The 19,830-nt window shown below is 63.7% G+C and carries 15 protein-coding genes; 9 read left to right on the plus strand and 6 right to left on the minus strand.

What is annotated here, in order from left to right:
- The first annotated feature begins 14 nt into the window (after window positions 1-14).
- Genes AC54AF_RS19910 through AC54AF_RS19925 form a run of 4 tightly spaced genes read left to right on the plus strand, consistent with a single transcriptional unit; the run spans window position 15 to window position 3,295 of the window.
- The gene (locus tag AC54AF_RS19910; protein ID WP_496637914.1) at window positions 15-1,061 is read left to right on the plus strand and encodes an aminotransferase class I/II-fold pyridoxal phosphate-dependent enzyme; all 1,047 of its coding nucleotides are present in this window, start codon (window positions 15-17) and stop codon (window positions 1,059-1,061) included.
- The gene (locus AC54AF_RS19915; protein WP_496637915.1) at window positions 1,045-1,872 is read left to right on the plus strand and encodes a hypothetical protein; all 828 of its coding nucleotides are present in this window, start codon (window positions 1,045-1,047) and stop codon (window positions 1,870-1,872) included. Before AC54AF_RS19910 ends, AC54AF_RS19915 begins: the two co-directional genes overlap by 17 nt.
- 34 nt (window positions 1,873-1,906) lie before the next feature.
- Complete coding sequence (locus AC54AF_RS19920; protein WP_496637916.1) at window positions 1,907-2,557, plus strand: hypothetical protein; 651 nt, start codon at window positions 1,907-1,909, stop codon at window positions 2,555-2,557.
- A 9-nt stretch (window positions 2,558-2,566) separates the two neighbouring features.
- Window positions 2,567-3,295 carry an amidohydrolase family protein gene (locus AC54AF_RS19925; protein WP_496637917.1) on the plus strand — a complete coding sequence of 243 codons (729 nt, stop codon included), beginning with the start codon at window positions 2,567-2,569 and terminating at the stop codon, window positions 3,293-3,295.
- A gap of 6 nt (window positions 3,296-3,301) precedes the next feature.
- Here the strand turns inward: AC54AF_RS19925 and AC54AF_RS19930 are convergent, their stop codons facing one another.
- The 4 genes from AC54AF_RS19930 to AC54AF_RS19945 form a co-directional block, all read right to left on the minus strand.
- A complete protein-coding gene (locus tag AC54AF_RS19930; RefSeq protein ID WP_496637918.1) occupies window positions 3,302-4,690 on the minus strand; it encodes a sigma-54-dependent transcriptional regulator in 1,389 nt (462 codons plus the stop codon).
- Between the two features lie 292 nt (window positions 4,691-4,982).
- Complete coding sequence (locus AC54AF_RS19935; protein WP_131687836.1) at window positions 4,983-7,241, minus strand: Orn/Lys/Arg family decarboxylase; 2,259 nt, start codon at window positions 7,239-7,241, stop codon at window positions 4,983-4,985.
- A gap of 238 nt (window positions 7,242-7,479) precedes the next feature.
- Window positions 7,480-7,965 (minus strand): dihydrofolate reductase, encoded by a 486-nt coding sequence (locus tag AC54AF_RS19940; protein ID WP_496637919.1) that lies wholly within the window; start codon window positions 7,963-7,965, stop codon window positions 7,480-7,482.
- Window positions 7,962-8,780, minus strand: a complete 819-nt coding sequence (locus tag AC54AF_RS19945; protein ID WP_496637920.1) for an alpha/beta fold hydrolase — start codon at window positions 8,778-8,780, stop codon at window positions 7,962-7,964. The genes AC54AF_RS19940 and AC54AF_RS19945 overlap by 4 nt, the downstream gene beginning before the upstream one ends.
- A 176-nt stretch (window positions 8,781-8,956) precedes the next feature.
- Here AC54AF_RS19945 and AC54AF_RS19950 point away from each other — a divergent pair, with 176 nt between their 5' ends.
- The 4 genes from AC54AF_RS19950 to AC54AF_RS19965 all read left to right on the plus strand — a co-directional run bounded on the left by AC54AF_RS19950 (window position 8,957) and on the right by AC54AF_RS19965 (window position 14,703).
- Complete coding sequence (locus AC54AF_RS19950) at window positions 8,957-9,532, plus strand: TerD family protein (RefSeq protein WP_436477931.1); 576 nt, start codon at window positions 8,957-8,959, stop codon at window positions 9,530-9,532.
- A gap of 129 nt (window positions 9,533-9,661) precedes the next feature.
- A complete protein-coding gene (locus AC54AF_RS19955; RefSeq protein ID WP_496637921.1) occupies window positions 9,662-10,915 on the plus strand; it encodes a TerD family protein in 1,254 nt (417 codons plus the stop codon).
- 9 nt (window positions 10,916-10,924) lie between these two features.
- Window positions 10,925-12,259, plus strand: a complete 1,335-nt coding sequence (locus AC54AF_RS19960; protein ID WP_496637922.1) for a VWA domain-containing protein — start codon at window positions 10,925-10,927, stop codon at window positions 12,257-12,259.
- Between the two features lie 164 nt (window positions 12,260-12,423).
- On the plus strand, window positions 12,424-14,703 hold the full coding sequence (locus AC54AF_RS19965; protein WP_496637923.1) for a TonB-dependent receptor domain-containing protein: 2,280 nt from the start codon (window positions 12,424-12,426) through the stop codon (window positions 14,701-14,703).
- On the opposite strand, the gene AC54AF_RS19970 is transcribed toward AC54AF_RS19965, so the two are convergent.
- A complete protein-coding gene (locus AC54AF_RS19970; protein ID WP_496637924.1) occupies window positions 14,700-15,740 on the minus strand; it encodes an SMI1/KNR4 family protein in 1,041 nt (346 codons plus the stop codon). The genes AC54AF_RS19965 and AC54AF_RS19970 overlap by 4 nt on opposite strands.
- Window positions 15,740-16,714: a thymidylate synthase gene (locus AC54AF_RS19975; protein ID WP_496637925.1), complete on the minus strand. Its 975-nt coding sequence runs from the start codon at window positions 16,712-16,714 to the stop codon at window positions 15,740-15,742. Before AC54AF_RS19975 ends, AC54AF_RS19970 begins: the two co-directional genes overlap by 1 nt.
- 220 nt (window positions 16,715-16,934) lie before the next feature.
- Between AC54AF_RS19975 and AC54AF_RS19980 the strand changes: the two genes are divergently transcribed.
- Window positions 16,935-19,688 carry a bifunctional diguanylate cyclase/phosphodiesterase gene (locus tag AC54AF_RS19980; RefSeq protein WP_496637926.1) on the plus strand — a complete coding sequence of 918 codons (2,754 nt, stop codon included), beginning with the start codon at window positions 16,935-16,937 and terminating at the stop codon, window positions 19,686-19,688.
- The last annotated feature ends 142 nt before the right edge of the window (window positions 19,689-19,830 follow it).

Below are 19,830 nucleotides of genomic sequence, written 5' to 3' on the forward strand. Positions count from 1 at the left end.
GGCGGGGCCCGTGCATGCTCGACTTTACCAGTGCCCTGTACCTGGGCATGCGCCATCCGGCGGCCTCGCTGGCACCGTGGAGCAGCTTGAGCCTGGGTCAGCCGGCCGCCCTGCAGGAGCCGCCCGGTGCGCAGGCCCTGGCCGCCAGCCTGGCTGCCCTGCAAGGCTGCGAAGCGGCTTGCGTGCTGCCGTCGACCCTGCACCTGTTCTGGGATCTGTTCGGCATGCTCGCTGCCGAGCGGCTGGTGATCCTCGTCGATGGCGGCAGCTACGCCATCGCGCGCTGGGGCGCCGAGCGGGCGCAGGCGCTGGGCTTGCCGCTGCGATTGTTTCCCAGCGGCGAGATGGCCCCGTTGCGGCGCCTGGTGGCGGCCTGGGGCCGGCAGGGACGGCGCCCATTGATCCTGGCCGATGGCTATGTGCCGGGCGGCGAACAGGTCTTGCCGCTGGCCGGCTACGCGGCCCTGGCGCGGCAGGGAGGCGGTTATCTGCTGCTCGACGATACGCAGGTGCTGGGCGTGGCCGGTGCGCAAGGCGGTGGCTCGGCGCGGCTGCATGGCTTGCCGGGTGGCTACGACAAGGCGGGCGGCCACCTGATCGTCGGCGCCTCGCTGGCCAAGGGATTTGGCGTGCCGCTGGCCGTGCTGGCCGGCAGCCGCAAGCTGCTGCGGCGCTTCGCGGCGCACAGCCAGACGCGCGTGCATGCCAGTCCGCCTTCGGCCGCCGTGCTGGCGGCAGCGGGGCGCGCGCTGGCGCTCAATGCGCGCCATGGCGATACCCTGCGCGCCAGGCTGGCCGACAGGGTGGCGCAATGGCGGACGGGGATGGCGGCGGCCGGCATCGCCTGCCAGGGCGGCAGCTTTCCCGTGCAGCGCCTGCCCGGCCGCGCCCATTTGCGCTCAGCCTTGCGCGTAGCGGGCGTGCTGGCGCTGGCGCAAGCGGGGGATGGTCCCGGCGCGCTGACTTTTCTGCTGCGGGCCGATCAGACGCCCCGGCAACTGGAGCAGGCGATGGACTTGCTTGAACATCACATCAGGAGGCGATATGAACGGAGCGTTTGAAATACTGCCCTTTGCGGGACAGCCAGTGGCGGGCGAAACGGAGTGGGCTGGCGAGTGGGAATGGCAAGGCGAGGAAGAGGGGGAGTGGCAAGGCGAATGGGAGCAAGAACGCATGCGTCCTGGCGGCGGGCGCGGTGGCCCGCGCGGCGGCGGGCTGCGCGGGCGGCCGCCGTTGCGCGGACAGCGCCGTCCCACGCCACCGCGTTATCAGGGGCAGGGACGCCGGCTGCCCCGCCTTGTTCCCCAACCCTTGCCCTATCTGCCGCCGCGCTACCGGGGCTGGGGCGGCTACCCGGCCATCTATCCCACGATGTATCCGGCGCCCTATCCTGTGTTCGACGACCGGCAGGGATTGGACCAGGGGCAGGATCAGGGAGCCGACCAGGGGCAGGACGACGACCAGCAGCAGGGCGAAGTGCCGCCAACCCTGGCCGGCACCATGGGCCGGGTGCCGGAAGCGGCCGCCTTGCGCTACCAGGCGCTGGGGACGCTGGCCAGTGCCTTGCGCGATCCGAATGGCCGTGGCCCGGGCCTGTATGTGATCGAGTTCGATGCGGGCGGACGGCGCCGTGCCTACAGCGGGCAGACGGACGATCTGCACCGCCGTTTGCTGCAGCACCGCCTGTGCGGCCAGATGATGGGCGTGGACTTGAGTACGCACCAGGTATATGTGGCGCCCCTGTCCTCTGCGGTGCAGCGGCGGCGCATCGAGCAACGCATCCACGACGACATGTTTGCCAACCAGCGCGGCGTGCTGACGAACCAGCGGCGCGAACTGGAACTGGCCGTGCTCGGTGAAATGTGGGGCTGACGATAGCAGCTAGCTGACTGGGAAGGAGAACATCATGCACCAACTCGAATGCGAATGCGCGCAATGCCGGCAGCGGGCCGGCGCTGCGTTTGAAGTGCTGGAGTTCGGATCGGACTGGCCCGGCAAGGGCCGTGCGCCGGCTGTCTTCAGCGAAGAGGAAGAACTGCAACTGGCCATGGAATTGCTGGAAGTATCCAGCGAGGAAGAGCTCGATCAGTTTCTCGGCAACGTCTTCAAGAGCGTGTGGAAGGGCGTCAAGAAGGTGGGCTCGACCATTGCCAAGGTGGCCAAGCCCTTGGGCGGCGCCTTGAAGGCCGTGGCCAAGACGGCCTTGCCCATTGTCGGCGGCGCCCTGGGCTCGATGATCCCGATACCGGGCGTGGGTACGGCGCTGGGTTCGGCCCTGGGGCGCGCCGCCAGCAGTGCCCTGGAACTGGAACTGGAAGCCGAGGCGCCAGCCGACCGCGAACTGGAACTGGCGCGCCGCTTCGTGCGCATCGCGGGGCAGGCGGCGCGCCTGGCGGCCGACGGCGACGGCAGCGCGCGCGCCGTGGAAAGCGCACTGACGCGGGCCCTGCACCAGCAGTTGCCGCATTTCCGTTCGGCCGCGCCGCAGAGCGAGGACGAGAGCGGGCGCTGGCGTCGGCGCGGCAACCGCATCGTCGTCATGGGCGACTGGCAATAGCGTGACGGGATGATCATCGATTGCCATTGCCATGCTGGACCGGGCGACGGCCTGAGCGGGCCGTGGGACAGCGATGCGCCGCTGCAGGCCTACCTGCGGCGTGCGCAGGCGGCCGGCATCGCCCGCAGCGTGCTGTTCGCCACCTTCCACTCCGATTACGCGATCGCCAACCATGGCGTGGCGCGCCTGGTCGCGTCCGAGCCGCAGCGTTTTTACGGCTTTGCCTTCGTGCATGCGCGGCGCGACCGGGGCCGCATCATGGACCTGGTGCGCACGGCCGTCGAACGCTACGGCTTTGTCGGCATCAAGGCGCACCGGCTTGATGCGCGCATCAGCGGCGAGGTGTGCGACGCGGCCCGCTTCTTCGGCTTGCCCGTGCTGTACGACCCGGCCGGCGAGGTGGCCGTGGCCGAGTTGCTGGCGCAGCAGTATCCCGACGTCGATTTCATCCTGCCCCACCTGGGCAGTTTCGGCGACGACTGGGCCGCGCAGCTGGCGCTGATCGACCATCTGGCGCGCCACCGTAACATTCATGCGGACAGTTCCGCCGTGCGCCGTTTCGACTTGCTGCAGCAGGCCGTGCGCCGCGCGGGGCCGCACAAGGTCTTGTTCGGTTCGGATGGCCCCTGGCTGCATCCGGGGCTGGAATTGCACAAGATCCACCTGCTGGGCTTGCCGCCGCAGGACATGGCGCTGATCACGGGCGGCAATTTCTTGCGGCTGGCGCGGCTGGCGTGAGGCTGCTTACCGCGCAGCCGGGGTGGTTGGGGGAGTCGCGGCAGTAGTGGCTTGCGCCGCGCAAGTGGCCGACTTGCGGCGTATCTGCAGGGCGCGGTCCGTCACGCCCAGGCGGGCGGCGGCGCGCTGGTTGTTGCCGCCTTCCTCGGCCAGCACGAGGCGGATGGCCATGTCGGTGGCACAGCGCGTGATGTGCGACAGCGTGCAGCCCTGCGCCAGGGCGCGCCGGATGGCCGCCTCGAAGTGCTGGTCGGGCCAGAGCGGCGTCAGCGGCAGTTCTTCGGGGGGCAGGGCGCCGATGGTGATGGGGCCGGGGCCGCAATGGCGGTGCCAGATGCGCGTGACGGTCTGGCGCAGCTCGCGCACATTGCCCGGATAGTCGCGCAGCAGCAGGTATTCGCGCACGGCGGCGTCCAGCGGGGGCGGCGGCCGTTGCGCCAGCTCGGCGAGGAAATGCCGGGCCAGCGGCAGGATGTCGTCCTGGCGCTCGCGCAGGGGCGGCGTTTTGCAACGCCAGCCGGCGATGCGGTAATACAGGTCGGCGCGGAAGGCGCCGCGCGCCACTTCGCCGTCCAGTTCGCGGTTGGTGGCGCAGACGAGGCGAAACTGGGTTGGTTGCCAGGTATTGCCGCCCACGCGCTTGTATTTGCGCTCCTGGATGGCGCGCAGCAGCTGCGCCTGAAGGGGCAGCGGCAGTTCGCCCACTTCGTCGAGGAAGAGCACGCCGCCGTCGGCCAGGGCGAAAGCGCCGTCGCGCGCGGCCGCCGCGCCCGTAAACGCGCCCCGTTCATGGCCGAACAGTTCGCTGCCAGCCAGTTCCGGCGACAGGGTAGTGCAGTCGAGGATGGTGAAGTCGCCGCTGCAGTTGCCGAGGCGGTGGACCAGTTGCGCCAGTAAATCCTTGCCCGTGCCCGTCTCGCCCGTGATCAGCATCGACGCCTGGCTGAAGGCGGCCATTTCCACAATCTGGTGCAGCAAGGCGGTCCAGGCCGCGCTGTCGCCCACCAGCTGCTGGCGCACGGCGTTTGACGCCAGCAGCTGTGCCACGGCTTGCCAGCGCTGCAGGCGCGCCAGCACCTGGCCCGCATCGATGGCGCCGTCTGGCCACAGCAGCACATCGAGCGCGCCGGCGGCCATCAGGGCCCGCTGTTGCGCACAACTTGGGGGACGGCCACAGGCGGCAATGGCCAGCACGCGCGCATGGCTGCACAGCGCCGCCAGCGCTTGCAGCAGCGCGCTATCAGCCTCGGCAAACAGCACGATGCCCGCGCCGTCCTCGTCGCCATCGTGCCGCCGGGCTACAGTTACCTGAGCCTGCTTCAAGGCCGTCATCAGCAAGGCGCCACTGCCAGCCGCCGCCTGCTGCATAATCTCCAGCCAGACCTTGAGCGCCATATACGGGCCATCCCAGTACGCGAGTGGCCCATCTTAGAAGCCCGATACCCCAGCCGTTTGATCTGGCGCAAGCGTGCGCGGTAGCCTGAAATGAAAAACGCCACCTGAAAGGTGGCGCGAATGAATGGCGTTCAACAAACGTTAGAATTAACCGTTTTTAACGAACGTCACGACGGTTCATCCAATCGTAGCGAGCGGCAGTGATTTGTGGCAGAGAAGCGCAACCGTACTCTAGTACGGTGAGCATCGCCGGCCGCAAAGCGCGCCGCGTAGTGGATTGGATGAGCCGTCACTAATCGTCCAATTTGACACAGTCAACAAAATAGCCACGCTTGCCATCGACCTCGCGTTTCACGAGGCCATGTACATCCGTCTCGAAGCCGGGGAAGCGCTCGTTGAAGTCGCGCGCGAAGCGCAGGTAGTCGACGATGGTCTTGTTGAAGCGCTCGCCCGGGATCAGCAGCGGAATGCCCGGTGGATACGGCGTCAGCAGGATGGACGTGATGCGCCCTTCCAGTTCGTCGATGGCCACGCGCTCGATTTCGCGGTGCGCCATCTTGGCGAACGCGTCCGACGGCTTCATGGCCGGGATCATGTCGGACAAATACATTTCCGTCGTCAAACGGGCCACGTCGTAGGCCTTGTAGAAATCGTGGATCTGCTGGCACAGGTCGCGCAAGCCCATTTTCTCGTAGCGTGGGTTGGCCGCCGCGAATTCCGGCAGGATGCGCCACATCGGCTGGTTCTTGTCGTAGTCGTCCTTGAACTGCTGCAACGCGGTCAGCAGGGTATTCCAGCGGCCCTTGGTGATGCCGATGGTAAACATGATGAAGAACGAGTACAGGCCGCATTTTTCAATGATGACGCCGTGCTCGGCCAGGTACTTGGTGACGATGGAGGCGGGGATGCCCGTCTCGCCGAACTGGCCGTCCAGCGACAGGCCCGGGTTGACGATGGTCGCCTTGATCGGGTCGAGCATATTGAAGCCGGGAGCCAGGTCGCCGAAGCCGTGCCAGTCATCCTCGGCGCGTATCATCCAGTCTTCCTGCTGGCCCATGCCTTCGTCGTTGAAGGTGGCCGGACCCCACACCTGGAACCACCAGTCCTGGCCCCATTCCTGGTCGATCTTCTTCATGGCGCGGCGGAAATCGAGCGCTTCCATGATCGATTCTTCCACCAGGGCCGTGCCGCCCGGCGCTTCCATCATGGCCGCGGCCACGTCGCACGAAGCGATGATGGAATACTGCGGCGAGGTCGAGGTGTGCATCAGGTAAGCCTCGTTGAAGGCGTCCTGGTCCAGCTTGACTGTGTCCGATTCGCGCACGAGGATTTGCGAAGCCTGCGACAGGCCGGCCAGCAATTTGTGCGTGGACTGGGTCGAGAAGATCATCGATTCCTTGGCGCGCGGACGGTCCTTGCCGATGGCGTGCATATTCTTGTAGAAATCGTGGAAGGTGGCGTGCGGCAGCCATGCTTCATCGAAGTGCAGGGTGTCGATCTTGCCATCGAGCATTTCGCGCAGGGTTTCCACGTTGTAGATCACGCCATCGTAGGTCGATTGCGTGATGGTCAGAATACGCGGCTTCTTGTTCTTCGCTTCGCGCGCGAACGGATTCGCTTCGATCTTGCGGGCAATGCTTTCCGGCGTGAATTCATGCAGCGGAATGGGGCCGATGATGCCCAGGTGATTGCGCGTCGGCATAAGGAACACGGGAATGGCGCCGCACATGATGATCGAATGCAAGATCGACTTGTGGCAGTTGCGGTCGACGACGACGATGTCGCCTGGCGCCACGGTCGAGTGCCACACCATCTTGTTCGACGTCGAGGTGCCGTTGGTAACGAAATAGCAATGGTCGGCATTGAAGATGCGCGCCGCATTGCGTTCCGACGCGGCGACGGGGCCCGTATGGTCGAGCAGCTGGCCCAGTTCCTCGACGGCGTTGCAGACGTCGGCGCGCAGCATGTTTTCACCGAAGAACTGGTGGAACATCTGGCCGATCGGGGATTTGAGGAACGCCACGCCGCCCGAGTGGCCGGGGCAGTGCCACGAGTAGGAGCCATCGTTGGCGTAGTGCACCAGCGCGCGGAAAAACGGCGGCGACAGGCCGTCCAGGTAGGATTTCGCTTCGCGGATGATGTGGCGCGCGACGAATTCCGGCGTATCTTCGAACATGTGGATGAAACCATGCAGTTCGCGCAGGATATCGTTGGGGATGTGGCGCGAGGTGCGCGTTTCGCCATACAGATAAATGGGAATGTCGGCGTTCTTGTAGCGGATTTCCTCGACGAAGGCGCGCAGCGATTTCAAGGCGTGATCGGTTTCCTCGATGGAACCGGCGCCGAATTCCTCATCGTCGATCGACAGCACGAAGGCTGACGCGCGCGATTGCTGCTGGGCAAATTGCGACAAATCGCCGTAGCTGGTCACGCCCAGCACTTCCATGCCTTCTTTTTCCATTGCGGCGGCAAGGGCGCGAATGCCCAGGCCGGACGTATTTTCAGAACGGAAATCCTCGTCAATGATGACGATAGGGAAACGAAATTTCATGCATGTCTCCAAAAAAGCAAGCCGCCCCTGACAGATGTGAAGGGGCGGACTAGGGCGCGACGGTCAGGCGGTAGGGCAACCCGGCAGCCGCAGAAAAAAAATAAGAACGGGATTCTCGCAGAAATGCGGCATCTGCGGGAAAAAAATATCGTCCCACAGCGTCACACGCTTGCGCTAGCGTGACGCACAGGTGTGACAGGGGTATTACAGCAACACTCTGGCTATCAATATCACCTTATCAGGCTTTGCGTTCCAGCGTGACAAAGGCGTAAGGCAGGCCGGACTTCTCCGACACATGCGCCTCGCGCGCGGTTTCTTGCCACGCGGCATGATCCACGGCGGGGAAGAAGGCGTCGCAGTCGAACGTCTGGCCGATTTCCGTGACGATCAAACGTTGTGCCAGGGCCAGTGACTGCCGGTATATGTCGGCGCCGCCGATGACATAGCCTTCGGCGCCGTCCAGCAGGGCGATGGCCGCTTCCAGCGACGGCGCCGCTTCCACGCCGTCATGGCGCCAGTCCGGATTGCGCGTGATGACGATGTTGCGGCGGTTCGGCAGCGCACGGCCGATGGAATCGAAGGTCTTGCGGCCCATGAGGATGGGGTGGCCCGTCGTCAGGCGCTTGAAATGGGCCAGGTCTTCCGGCAGTTTCCATGGCAGGGTGTTGTCGATGCCGATGCCGCCTTGCTGGTCGGTGGCGACGATGATGGTCAAATGGCTCATTGGTTCTGTGTAATTGGTGGGGGCATGGCCCGATGCCCGTCATTATCGTTGAAATTGCCCGCTGCCTCCAGATGCGCACGCATGGCTCGTGCCAGCGCGCCTGGCGCTTCCAGGGGAATCATGTGGCCCGTGTTGTCTTTCAGTAGATGCAGGGTGGCTTGCGGCAGGCGTGCCGCCATGGCGCGCAGATCGTCGGGAGGGACGAGCTTGTCGTCTTCGGCGCCCACGATCAGCACGGGGCAATCGAGTTCCGGCAGGCGCGCCATCAAGTCGGGGCGGTTGATGGTGGTGACGAATTGCGCCAGCAGCACGTCCTTGCCCAGGTCCAGCCCCATCTGCTTGATCAGTCCCGTGATGGCGACGTCGTCCAGGTGCGACGGGTGCAGCAGTTCGCGCAGGCGCTGGCGCGTGATGCCCGCATAGGCGTTGCGCTCGAGCATGGCGACGATGCGCTGGCGCGCGTTAATTTCCGCCGGCAGCAAACCTTGGGCCGAATTGGCGATCAAAGTGAGAGATTTCACACGTTGCGGGTGCGCCAGCGCGTGTTCCAGCGCCAGGTAGGCGCCCAGCGAAAAACCCATCAGATGGGCTCGCGGCGCGCTGTGGCTGGCGATCATGTCCCGCATCTGCGGGCGCGTGCGCGCCTGGTGCAGGGGCACGTGCTGCAGCTCAAAGGCGTCGCCCAGGGCAGGCGCCAGGCGCGACCACAGGCGCTCGTCGCACAGGGTGCCGGGAATGCAGTCGAGCCGTATCTTGGTGTGGTTCAAGGACAAGCCTGGGGTCAGAGAATAGTGAAAATTTTTGTCGAGCAGCATTATCCGTCATTTCGCGCATCCGGGCAGCGGCAGGGGATTTTTCGTATGGTACTATTTTCAATAGTGCGCGGCTGGCAAGCAGGAACTTTATGGTAGGCTCATGGCTCATCGAGCCGGCGTGCCGGCGACGTGACCTGAAACACCGAATGCAACCCCCACATTAAAGAGGAATTACCATGGCGATCAGTTTGCAAAAAGGCGGCAATGTCAACCTGAGCAAGGAAGCTCCCGGCTTGAAGAAAATCGTGATTGGCCTGGGCTGGGACCCGCGCGCCACCGATGGCGCCGCGTTCGACCTGGACGGCAGCGCCTTCCTGCTGAAAACGGATGGCAAGGCCCGCTCCGATGCCGATTTCATTTTCTATAACAATCTGAAGTCGGCTGACGGCTCCATCGTCCACGCGGGCGACAACACCACGGGCGGCGGCGATGGCGACGACGAGAAAGTTGCCGTCGACCTGGCCAACGTGCCTGCCGATATCGACAAGATCGCCGTGGCCGTCACCATCCACGACGCGGAAAACCGCAAGCAGAATTTCGGCATGGTCGGCAAGGCGTACATCCGTTGCCTGAACGGCGACAACGGCACGGAAATCGCCCGCTACGACCTGTCGGAAGACGGCTCGACGGAAGCGGCCATGATCTTCGGCGAAATCTACCGTGCCGGCAGCGAATGGAAATTCAAGGCCATCGGCCAAGGCTTCAAAGGCGGCCTCGGCCCACTGGCCCGCTCGTTCGGAATTAACGCTTAAGAGCTCCGGAAAACGGCCCATGGCGGCGTTGCGCCGCCATGCATGTTCTGTACTATTCGTACTGTCTTCGGACGACGCGCCTTGCCCTGAGCCGTTATCCGAAGCTCCCACACCTGAATACATAATCCCATGGAAAACCTGATCAAGGGGCAGCGCCTGGCGCTGTCCGGCCTCGTCACGGGCAATGTCGTGCAACTGGGGCTCGCCAGCGCCGGCGTGCCGCTGGACTTTGCGTGTTTCGGCCTCGACGTCAACGGCAAACTGTCCGACGACCGCTACATGACGTTCTTCAACCAGCCGCGCACGCCGTGCGGCGGCGTGGAAACCTCGGCGCCGTCCGGCGATGGGGCCGGTTTCAGCTACCAGCTCGACCGCTTGCCTGCCGCCATCGAGCGCCTGGTCGTCACGGCCGCCATCGATGGCGCGTCCATCATGGCGCAGCTGGGCAGCGGCTACCTGCGCCTGCTCGATGGCGGGCGAGAATTGGCCCGCTACACGTATGCGGGCGCTGATTTTGCGCAAGAAAAAGCCGTCATGCTGGGCGAGTTCTACCGCAAGGACGGCGGCTGGCGCTTCATGGCCGTGGGCCAGGGGTTCAATGGGGGGCTGGACGCGCTGGTCGCGCATTTCGGCGGCGAAGTGGCGCAGGCCGTCGCGGAACCGGCGCCGCCGCCCAAGATTTCCCTGTCGAAAATCTCGCTGACCAAGGCGGGCCAGACGCACAGGGTATCGCTGGAAAAGGGCGCCGGCGCGCCGGGCAAACTTACCGTCAAGGCCACCTGGGTCGATAACGGCGATGGCGACGATGATAACGACGACCTCGATTTGCGTGTCGGCATCCTCTTGCCGAACGGCCAGATGCGCTTCATCCAGGCGCCCGATACGCCCGGCAACTTTGGCGCCATGCCCTTCGTGCGCCACCTGGGCGACGTGGCGGGCGCATCGGGCAAGGAGCCGGCCACGGAAACGGTGGAAGTCAATCCCGCGCTGGCGCAACATTATGGCGGCACGGTGGGCCTCGTCTTCAGCGTGTATTCGGCGCTGGCCAACGGCGCCGTCCCGGTCGCCTCCATGCGGCCGAAGATGGTCATGCAATATGGCGAGCAGATCGTCGAGTGCGCGTTCGACTTCCGCTTGTCCAAGGCGGCCGAGGACGACACGGTCTACACCTATGTGATCGGCATGGCGCGCATCACGCCCGACAGCATCATCCTGGAGCCGTCGGGCAGGACCTCGGAGCCCGGCAGCGAAGCGACGCCATGGCTGAGCTGGCAGGGCGAGAACCTGCAGCTGGCCTTCAACGGTCCCGTTGTTTTCAAGGGGGATGCCAAGGAAGACGAAGATGATTTCAATGCGGACAATCCGCGCCGCTACATCGCCTAGGAGACACTGATGGAAACCTTGTCCAAGGGACAGCGCTTACCGCTGGCCACTCTCGTTCCCGATGGCATGCTGCAGATAGTCGTCGCCGCGCAGGGATTGGCGCTCGACGTGGCCTGTTTCGGCCTCGATGCGGGCGGTAAACTGTCCGACGAGCGCTACATGACCTTTTTCAACCAGCCGCGCACGCCGTGCGACGGCGTGGAAGCGCGGGCCGGCAGCGGCGGCGACATGGCCGAGTTTGCCTTGCAACTGGCGCGCTTGCCGGCCGGCATAGACCGCCTTGTCGTGACGGCGTCCGTCGATGGGGGCGGCGTGATGTCGCAGCTGCAAGCTGGCCACGTGCGCCTGCAGGCGGGCGGGCGCGAGCTGGCCCGTTTCGCCTTTGCTGGCAGTGATTTCGCACAGGAAAAAGCCGTCATGCTGGCAGAAGTCTACCGCAAGGATGGCGGCTGGCGCTGCATGGCCGTGGGACAAGGTTTCAATGGGGGCCTCGACGCGCTGGTCGCCCACTTTGGCGGCGAAGTCGACCAGGCCGCTTCTGCTGCCCCTGCGGCGGCATCGGCCGTCATGCAGGCGAAGATCAACCTGGAAAAACGGGTCGAACGCGATGCGCCGCAGCTGGTCAGCCTGGTCAAGCAGGCGGGCGTGTCCCTGCAAAAAGTGGGCCTATCCGAGCACCGCGCCAAGGTCTGTCTGTGCCTGGATATTTCCGGTTCCATGGGACGGCTGTATAAAGAGGGGCTGGTGCAGCGCTTTGCCGAACGCATCCTGGCCCTGGGCTGCAAGTTCGACGACGATGGCGAGATCGATGTATTTCTGTTCGGCAAGAACGTCCATCATCCGGCACCCATGGACTTGAGCAACTGCAACACTTACGTGGGGCGGGCGATCATCCGCCACCCGCTGGAAGGCGATACGCGCTATGGCGCCGCCATGCAGGCCATCCGCGCATTCTATTTCCCCGATGCGGCCGGTGGCGAGCGCACGCGCCCCGTCGCCGCGGAATTGCCCGTGTACGTCATGTTCGTCACCGATGGCGGCACGAGCGACCAGGCAACGACAGAGAAGCAATTGCGCTGGGCCAGCAATGAACCGATCTTCTGGCAATTCATGGGCATCGGCAAGGGGCGCAAGTCGAAAAGCAAGTTCCTCGCCGCCTTTGCCGATTCCGACTTCCCCTTCCTGGAAAAACTCGACGAATTGCAGGGACGGCTGGTCGACAATGCCAATTACTTTTCCGTCAGCTCGCCCGACGAGCACAGCGATGCGGAACTGTATGATTTGCTGATGACGGAATATCCGGGCTGGCTGAAGCTGGCGCGCAGCAATGGCTTGCTGAGCTAGCTGCTCCTCTAGGGATGAGGCTGTAATGCCACAAGCGCAAGAGATTTGTAAATTGAAGTAAATTGCAATTGTTTGGCTGTGCGTTGGCCCCTAGAATCACGGCATTCGATTCTCGGTTGCCACGCGCTGGCGTTGCGCCTCACAGTTCCTGGGCTATCTATTTCATGCGTAAAATTGTTCTCTACTGCCTGGCGGGCGGCAGCCTGCTGTCTGCCAATGTTTCCGCTCAGGCACAAGCCGCGGCCACCGGCGACGCCGTCGTCAAGCCGTCGGCGCCTGCCAATGCGGCCAAGGCGCCTGCTACCGATGCCCCGCCATCCGTCAGCGTGACGGCCGAACGTCCCACGGGCCGGATCGACCGGCAAGTCTACGACGTCAAGTCCGACGTGGGCAGCAGCAACGGCACGGCGGCCGATGCCTTGAACAATGTGCCATCGGTGGCCGTCGACCCCGATGGCAGCGTTTCCTTGCGCGGCAGCAGCAATGTACAGATTTTGATCGATGGCAAGCCATCGGCCATGCTGCAGGGCGATTCGCGCGGCGCCACCCTGAACGCCATGGCGGCCGACGACATCGAATCGGTGGAAGTGATCAACAATCCCGGCGCCCAGTTCGGCAACGAAGCAGGTGGCGGCCCCATCCTGAACCTGGTGATGCGGCGCAACCGCAAGCCGGGCGGCTTTGCCACCGTCAACGCGAATGCGGGCATCGCCGGGCGCTACAACAGTGCCGTGTCCGGCACCTACAATGAAGGGCCGTGGGGCTACCAGGGCGGCATCAATGTGCGCCACGACGGCCGCAATTCGGTGGGCGAGGTCAGCCGTGAACGCCTGGAGCGAGGCACGGGCGCTTTCGCCCCCAGCAGCCAGCAATCCACCAGCAATGGCTTGAATGACTCGCTGGGCTTGCACGGCACCGTCAATTACAACCTGAACGCGAACGACACCCTTGCCGCCAGCATGTCGTATAACGGGCGCAGCAACGACCAGCGCTCGCTGGACCGCTATATCAACGGCGACAGCACGGGCGGCACCATAGTCGACTATGTGCGCAGCACCGTGCGCAATGGCGACAGCCGCAATTACAGCTGGGGCGGGCGCTACGACCACAAGGGAGAATTGCCGGGCGAAACCCTCAAGATCGACTTGCGCGTATCGTCCTCCACCAACGAGAGCGACAGCGATTACGCGAATACCTACGCGGTGGCGCCCGTGAATGCCTTCGACAGCCGCGCGCGCCAGCACAGCGAGACGGGCAACCGCATCGTCGACTTCAGCGGCGACTATGAGCGTCCGCTGGCGGGTGGCGTCGCCAAGCTGGGCTACAAGGTGGCCGATAACCAGAGCAGCTTCGACACTTTATATACGGATATCCATCCGGGCAACCTTTTTGAAACCGTCAACCCCATGCGCAGCAACCGTTTCGAGCTCGACGAGCGCACCATCGCGCTGTACGGCTCTTACCAGATGCGCTTGAGCGAGCGCTGGGGCGCGCTGGCCGGCCTGCGCGCCGAATACACGGACTTGAACGTGCGCCAGATCACCAGCGGCATCGAGGCCGGCAACAACTACGTCAACTATATTCCCAGCCTGTTCGCTACCTATAAGGTCAGCGACGAGAGCAACCTGCGCTTCAGCTATGCGCACCGCATCCGCCGTCCGAATGCGGGCGACCTGAACCCGTACGTGGTCTACCGAGACGAGTTCAATGTCTCGGCCGGCAATCCCAAGCTGAAACCCACGCAGACGGACTCGTTCGAGATCGGTTATGAAACGAAGATCGCGGGCCTGGAAAGCAGCTTGCGCGCCTACCACCGGCGCGATACGGACGCCATCGTCGATTACCGCTACTTTGTCGGCGACAACGTGCTCCTGACGACGCGTGAAAACGGCGCAGGCAGCCATTCGAGCGGCCTGGAGTTCAGCGTCGGCGGCAAGCTGACGCCATCGTTGACCCTGAACACGAGCGGCAACCTGGCGCGCAGCCAGCAGACCAGTTCGGACGACCTGGGCAACCGCAGCACGCGCACGGCGAATGCTTTGAGCGGCCGCGCGCGCCTCAATTACCAGGTCAATCCCGCTAACCAGTTGCAGCTGGCCCTGCAAATGCAAGGCAAGATGCTGTCGGGACAGGGCTACCGCTCGCCGAACAATACCTTGAATGTGAGCTGGCGCCATACGCTGACGCCGCAGCTGAGCCTGGTCATGAACGTGACCGATATGTTTAGCAGCAACAAGATGGAAACCGTCATCAACAGCGCTTCCTTGCGCGAGACGAGCACGCGGCGCTTCGATGGACGCATGATTTATGTGGGGCTGTCATACCGCCTGGGCGGCGCCACGTCGGCGGCGAAAGAGGGCGAGCGTGCACCGCGTTTCGGTCCGCCGGGCGGACGCGGGCCAGGCGGCCCAGGCCCCGGCGGTCCGGGAGGCGAAGCAGGCTAGGCCGCTGTAGCGATCGCGTTCAGAAAGTCGATAAAACTGTCCGCATGGCGCTCGAAGCGCCATGTGCCCATGCCATGCTCGGCGTGATACACGGGCGCGTCGCCATCGGCGATGGCACCGAGGTCCAGGCAATACGGATCGGCGCCCGCATCGGCGATCACCAGGTACTGTTCCGGCCAGCCGGCGATGGTTGCACTGCTGACGGGATTCCAGGCATAACCGTGCTGGGCCTTGATCAGATCGGCCGCGCCGTACAGGCGCAAACCCTGGAAATACTGCTGGCTGTCGATATGCACGCGCAGCGGCGAATGGCAGGCGAGGAAGCGCCGGTAGTGCTCCGGCAAGGCCCAGCGTTGCGCGATGCCGGCCATGTCGGCAGCGCTGGCGATGGTCAGCCAGTTCGATGGCTGCGCCAGGTCCTGCTCCTTCTTGCGACTGGCTCCCAACTTTTTCTCCAGCCTTGCCGCGGCTTTTTCCAGCGGCGTGCGCGGCTCCTCGAGCGCTGCATGGGTGACGGGCACGGCATGGCCTGCGCCATCCGGGGTGCCATCGCGCTGCCAGGCCAGCACGGCGTCCAGCCGCAGCTGCTCTGCCTTCCAGTGGCCGGGATCGCGGGGCAAGCCCGCATCAAAGGGCTGGCGGCTGAAGACGGCCAGGCTTTTCACGGCCTTGGCCCGCACTTCCAGGCGCGCGGCGCCGGATTCCGCCAGCGCCACCAATGGCGCATAGGCCGCCTTGCCCATGCTTTTCAGCATGCCATCGACAGCCCGGTACGCCAGCTCGGGCTGCGCCAACGCCCATGCAAAAAATGCCGCATGTTCATTGGCTTCCGCCAGTTGCACGATATCGCTCATCAGGAAGGCGCGCCAGTGCAGCAGCTGGCCTTCCCTGGCGTAGGCGATCAGGATGGCGAGCACGGCTTGCCGCTCCTCGGCCGCATGCTTTTTCAGCAGCCGCTCTTTCAGTTTGGAAAACTTGCTGCCGTCCGTTTCGTCAAACAGCTTGCGGTGCAGGGCGGCCAGCGGTGCGACCGCCATCAGACGGCCATTGCCGCCTTGATCGGCGCATGGTGTTCATAACCTTCCAGCGAGAAATCCGACGGCTCGATCTTTTCCAGCCATTCCGGCTCGTACTTGCCCGTTTTCGCATAGTCGGGCACGCGGTCGGAAATGACGAAGCGGGGCGCCGGGAACGGCGTGCGCTTGAGTTGCTCTTCCACCATGTCGAGGTGGTTTTCATAGATGTGCGCGTCGCCGATGAAATACGTGAACCAGCGCGGCGTGTAACCGGTCAGGCGTGCCACCAGATGCAGCAGGGCCGCGCCTTCGGCGATGTTGAACGGCGTGCCCAGGCCGATATCGTTGCTGCGTACATATAGACACAGCGAGATTTCGCGCGTGCTGGCGTTCGGGATGAACTGATACAGCAAATGGCAGGCGGGCAGGGCGACGGCGTCCAGCACGGCCGGGTTCCAGCCGTGGAACAGGATGCGCCGGCTGCCCGGGTTCGTCATGATGGTATCGAGGCACTCGCGCAGCTGGTCGACGGCCTTGTACAACAGCACTTTTTGCACGCCGTCTTCAATCATCTTATCAACGACTTTGAACCCTTTAGATTCGGCATCGCTAATTTGCGCATGCTTACATGCATCAAGTAGTTTGTATGCTGGCCAGCTGCGCCACTGTACGCCATACACGGGGCCCAGGTCATCCTCGCCTTCGCGGTAGGGATTGGCCAGCCATTGCGCATTTTCGTTGGCGTTCTGGTCCCACACTTTGCAGCCCAGCGCGCGGAACTCGGCTGCGTTGCGCGAGGCGCGCAGGAAGGCGCACAATTCGCCGATCACGGATTTGAAAGCCAGTTTCTTGGTCGTCACGGCAGGAAATACACCATTGGCCAAGTCGAAACGCATCATGGCACCCGGCACGCTCAGGGTGCGGATGCCCGTGCGGTTGTCTTGCCAGCTGCCCGTTTTGAGAACGGTCTTGATCAAATCTTGGTATTGCTGCATCTATTTCTCCAACGGGACAGGGCCCAGCTAGTGATATAAATAAGACCTCAATCACCAGCCGGATATGGATTGTAACCAACACAAGCCTATGCGACTAGCATAATTTGCTGAGCCAAAGCCAAACCTATTACACGTATCGATGGTCATGTGGTAACTTCTGTGTCTTCACGGAAATTTTTCCTATTTTCACACCATAAGTAGACAGCCTGTTAAATCCCCCATGTTCTTGCGACAATTTGTAAATAATAATAACGCCGCCGTGGTGGAGATGAGCAGGGCCGATTTTCTCAAGGCCAACCTGCGCCTGATCCTGGCCTGGCCCTTGCTGGGACTGGTCCTGTGCGCGGTGCTGTGGACGGCCACCTTGCTGCAGCTGGAGGCGGAAAAGAAGGTGGCGCAGCAGCAGGCGCTCGACAGCGTCTCTTCGTTATCGAAAGCGTATGGCCAGTACCTGCTGCGCACGCTGGAACAGATGGACCAGCTGACCTTGCAGCTCAAGTATGAGTGGGAAAATTCGCACGGCCAGCTGCGTCTCGACCAATTGAAGACGCAGGGTATGTATGCCTTGCCGCAATTTGCCATTGTCGCTATCCTCGACCGCAAGGGCCATCCCGTGACGGCCACGGCGCCGCTGCAGCGCCTGCGGGTCAACGAGCGCAGCGATTTCCTGCTGCGCCACTGGCGCAGCAATTCCAGCGCGCTGCGCATCGCGCTGGGGAGGGCCAATGCAGCCGGCGAAGCCACGCCGCCCGGCACCGGCGCAAGCCTCGTGCATTTCACGCGCCGGCTGGAAGACGAGGATGGCAATTTTGACGGCGTGCTGCTGATCTCCATTCATTCCAGCTATTTTTCCGAATTCTATAACAGCGTCAGTTTTGGCAAGTTCGGCATGTCGGCCATGGTGGGCGAGGAGGGCGAGCTGTTCAGCACGCGCCTCGGCTCGCGCGTGCTGCCCATTCCGAGCGGCGAGGGCACGCCGTTTCTCGATACCAGCTTCCTGGAAACGGACAGCGGCGCCCTGCACTCGGGCGGCAGGATCGCTTTTTCCGACAAGCAAAGCCGCTACGTGGGCTGGCAGGCGCTGAAAGCCTATCCGTTTACGGCCGTGGTCGGGCTGTCGGACGGCGAAATGCTGCATCCCTACGAGGAGACGCGCACCATTTACATCGGCATCGCCTTTGCCGTCACCTTGCTGCTGCTGGCCTTTGCCGCCGTCGCCACCGTGCTGTCGCTGCGCCTGGCGTGGCGCCACCACCAGTCCGAAGGGGTGCGCAACGCTTACCGCATGGCCACCGAAGGCACCAGCGACGGCTTCTATATCATTGCCGCCCTGCGCGGCGCGGACGGCAGCATCCTCGATTTCGAAATCGTCGATTGCAACGAGCCGGGCGCCGGCTACTTTGGCGTGCGCCGCGAACAGTTGCTGGGCATGCGCTTGCAGTCGCGCGCCCATGAGCCGTATTTTCGCGACCTGATCCATAATTACCGGGCCGCCATGGTCTCCGGCTTTTCCGAGGAAGAGATCGAGCTGCCGGAAGGCAACCCCTTCAAGCTGCGCTGGATACGCCGGCGTCTGGTGCGCAGCGGCGACCGCCTGGCCGTTACCCTGCAAGACATCAGCACGGCCAAGGAGCACGAGCGCGCCTTGCGTCGCCTGGCCAATGAAGATGGCTTGACGGGCTTGCCCAACCGCTATTGGCTGCAGCAATTCCTGCCCGGCGCCCTGGGGCGCGCCGCCATCGCGCGCCACATGCTGGCGTTGCTGTTCATCGACCTGGACGGCTTCAAGGATATCAACGATACGCAGGGCCACGCCGAGGGAGATAAAGTGCTGCGCGCCGCCTCCTTGCGCCTGAAGGCCGTGCTGCGGCCGGGCGACCACGTGGTGCGCCTGGGTGGCGACGAATTCGTCGTTGTGCTCGACCCGGTGGAAGACGACAGCCGCGCCGAACAGGTGGCGCAGCGCATCGCCATCGCCTTCGATGAACCGTTTTACCTGGGCAGCGAACGCCACAAGATGGGCGCCTCGATCGGCATCAGCCTGTATCCGCGCGATGGCGCCGAGACGGAAGTGCTGCTGAAGAATGCCGATATCGCCATGTATGCCGTGAAAGTGGCGGGCAAGGGCCATCACCGCTTCTTCCAGCCGGAACTGTTTGAAACCATCCGCAACCGCCGCGAACTGGAACAAAGCCTGGTGGCGGCGCTGGAGCAGGACCAGTTCCTCGTCGTCTATCAGCCGCGCGTTGACGCCATGAGCGGGCAGCTGTGCAGCATGGAGGCGCTGGTGCGCTGGCACCATCCGCAGCATGGCATGGTGCCGCCGCTGGAATTCATCCCCGTAGCCGAGAGCAGCGGCCTGATTTCGCAGCTGGGCGAAGTCGTCATCGAAAAGGTGTGCCTGCAGATGGCGCGCTGGCAAGCCAGCGGACTGGAACTGGTGCCCGTGTCCATCAACGTCTCGGCGCGCCAGTTCGGCCGTGGCGACGTGCACCAGGTGCTGGCGTCGGCGCTGGCGCGCCACCGCATCGATGCGCGGCTGATCGAGGTGGAAATCACGGAATCGGCCATGATGGATGAACAGAACCGCGCCGTGGAGCAGTTGTCGGCCATCCGCGCGCTGGGCGTGCGCCTGCTGGTCGACGATTTTGGCACCGGCTATTCCTCGCTGTCGCAGCTGCAGAAGTTCGCCATGGATGGCTTGAAGATCGACCGCGCCTTCACCATGGAGCTGGGCCGCTCGGAGCAGGGCGAAGTGTTCGTGCGCGCCATCCTGTCGATGGCGCATGCGCTAGGCATGAGCGTGGTGGCCGAAGGGGTGGAGACGCGCGAGCAGCTCGACATCCTGCGCGCCCTGCAATGCAACGAAGTGCAGGGCTATTTCATCTCGCGCCCCGTGCCCGCCGAACAGATGCTGTCGCTGATGCATCAGCGCTTTCTGATACCGCTGCCAGCCCCCGTGCTGGCAGTGTAGAACGTCGCGATGGGTGAAGAAAACAACGCCGTTTCATAAAAAGAGCGAACGTTCGCTTTTTTCTAAAAAATATTATATGCTTCGCTCATGCCGTCAGTGAATTGGAGTTCACGGCGGCAAGAAAAGTGCAAGACGGGTCAGG

It is taken from the genome of Janthinobacterium sp. JF4 (assembly GCF_059617925.1).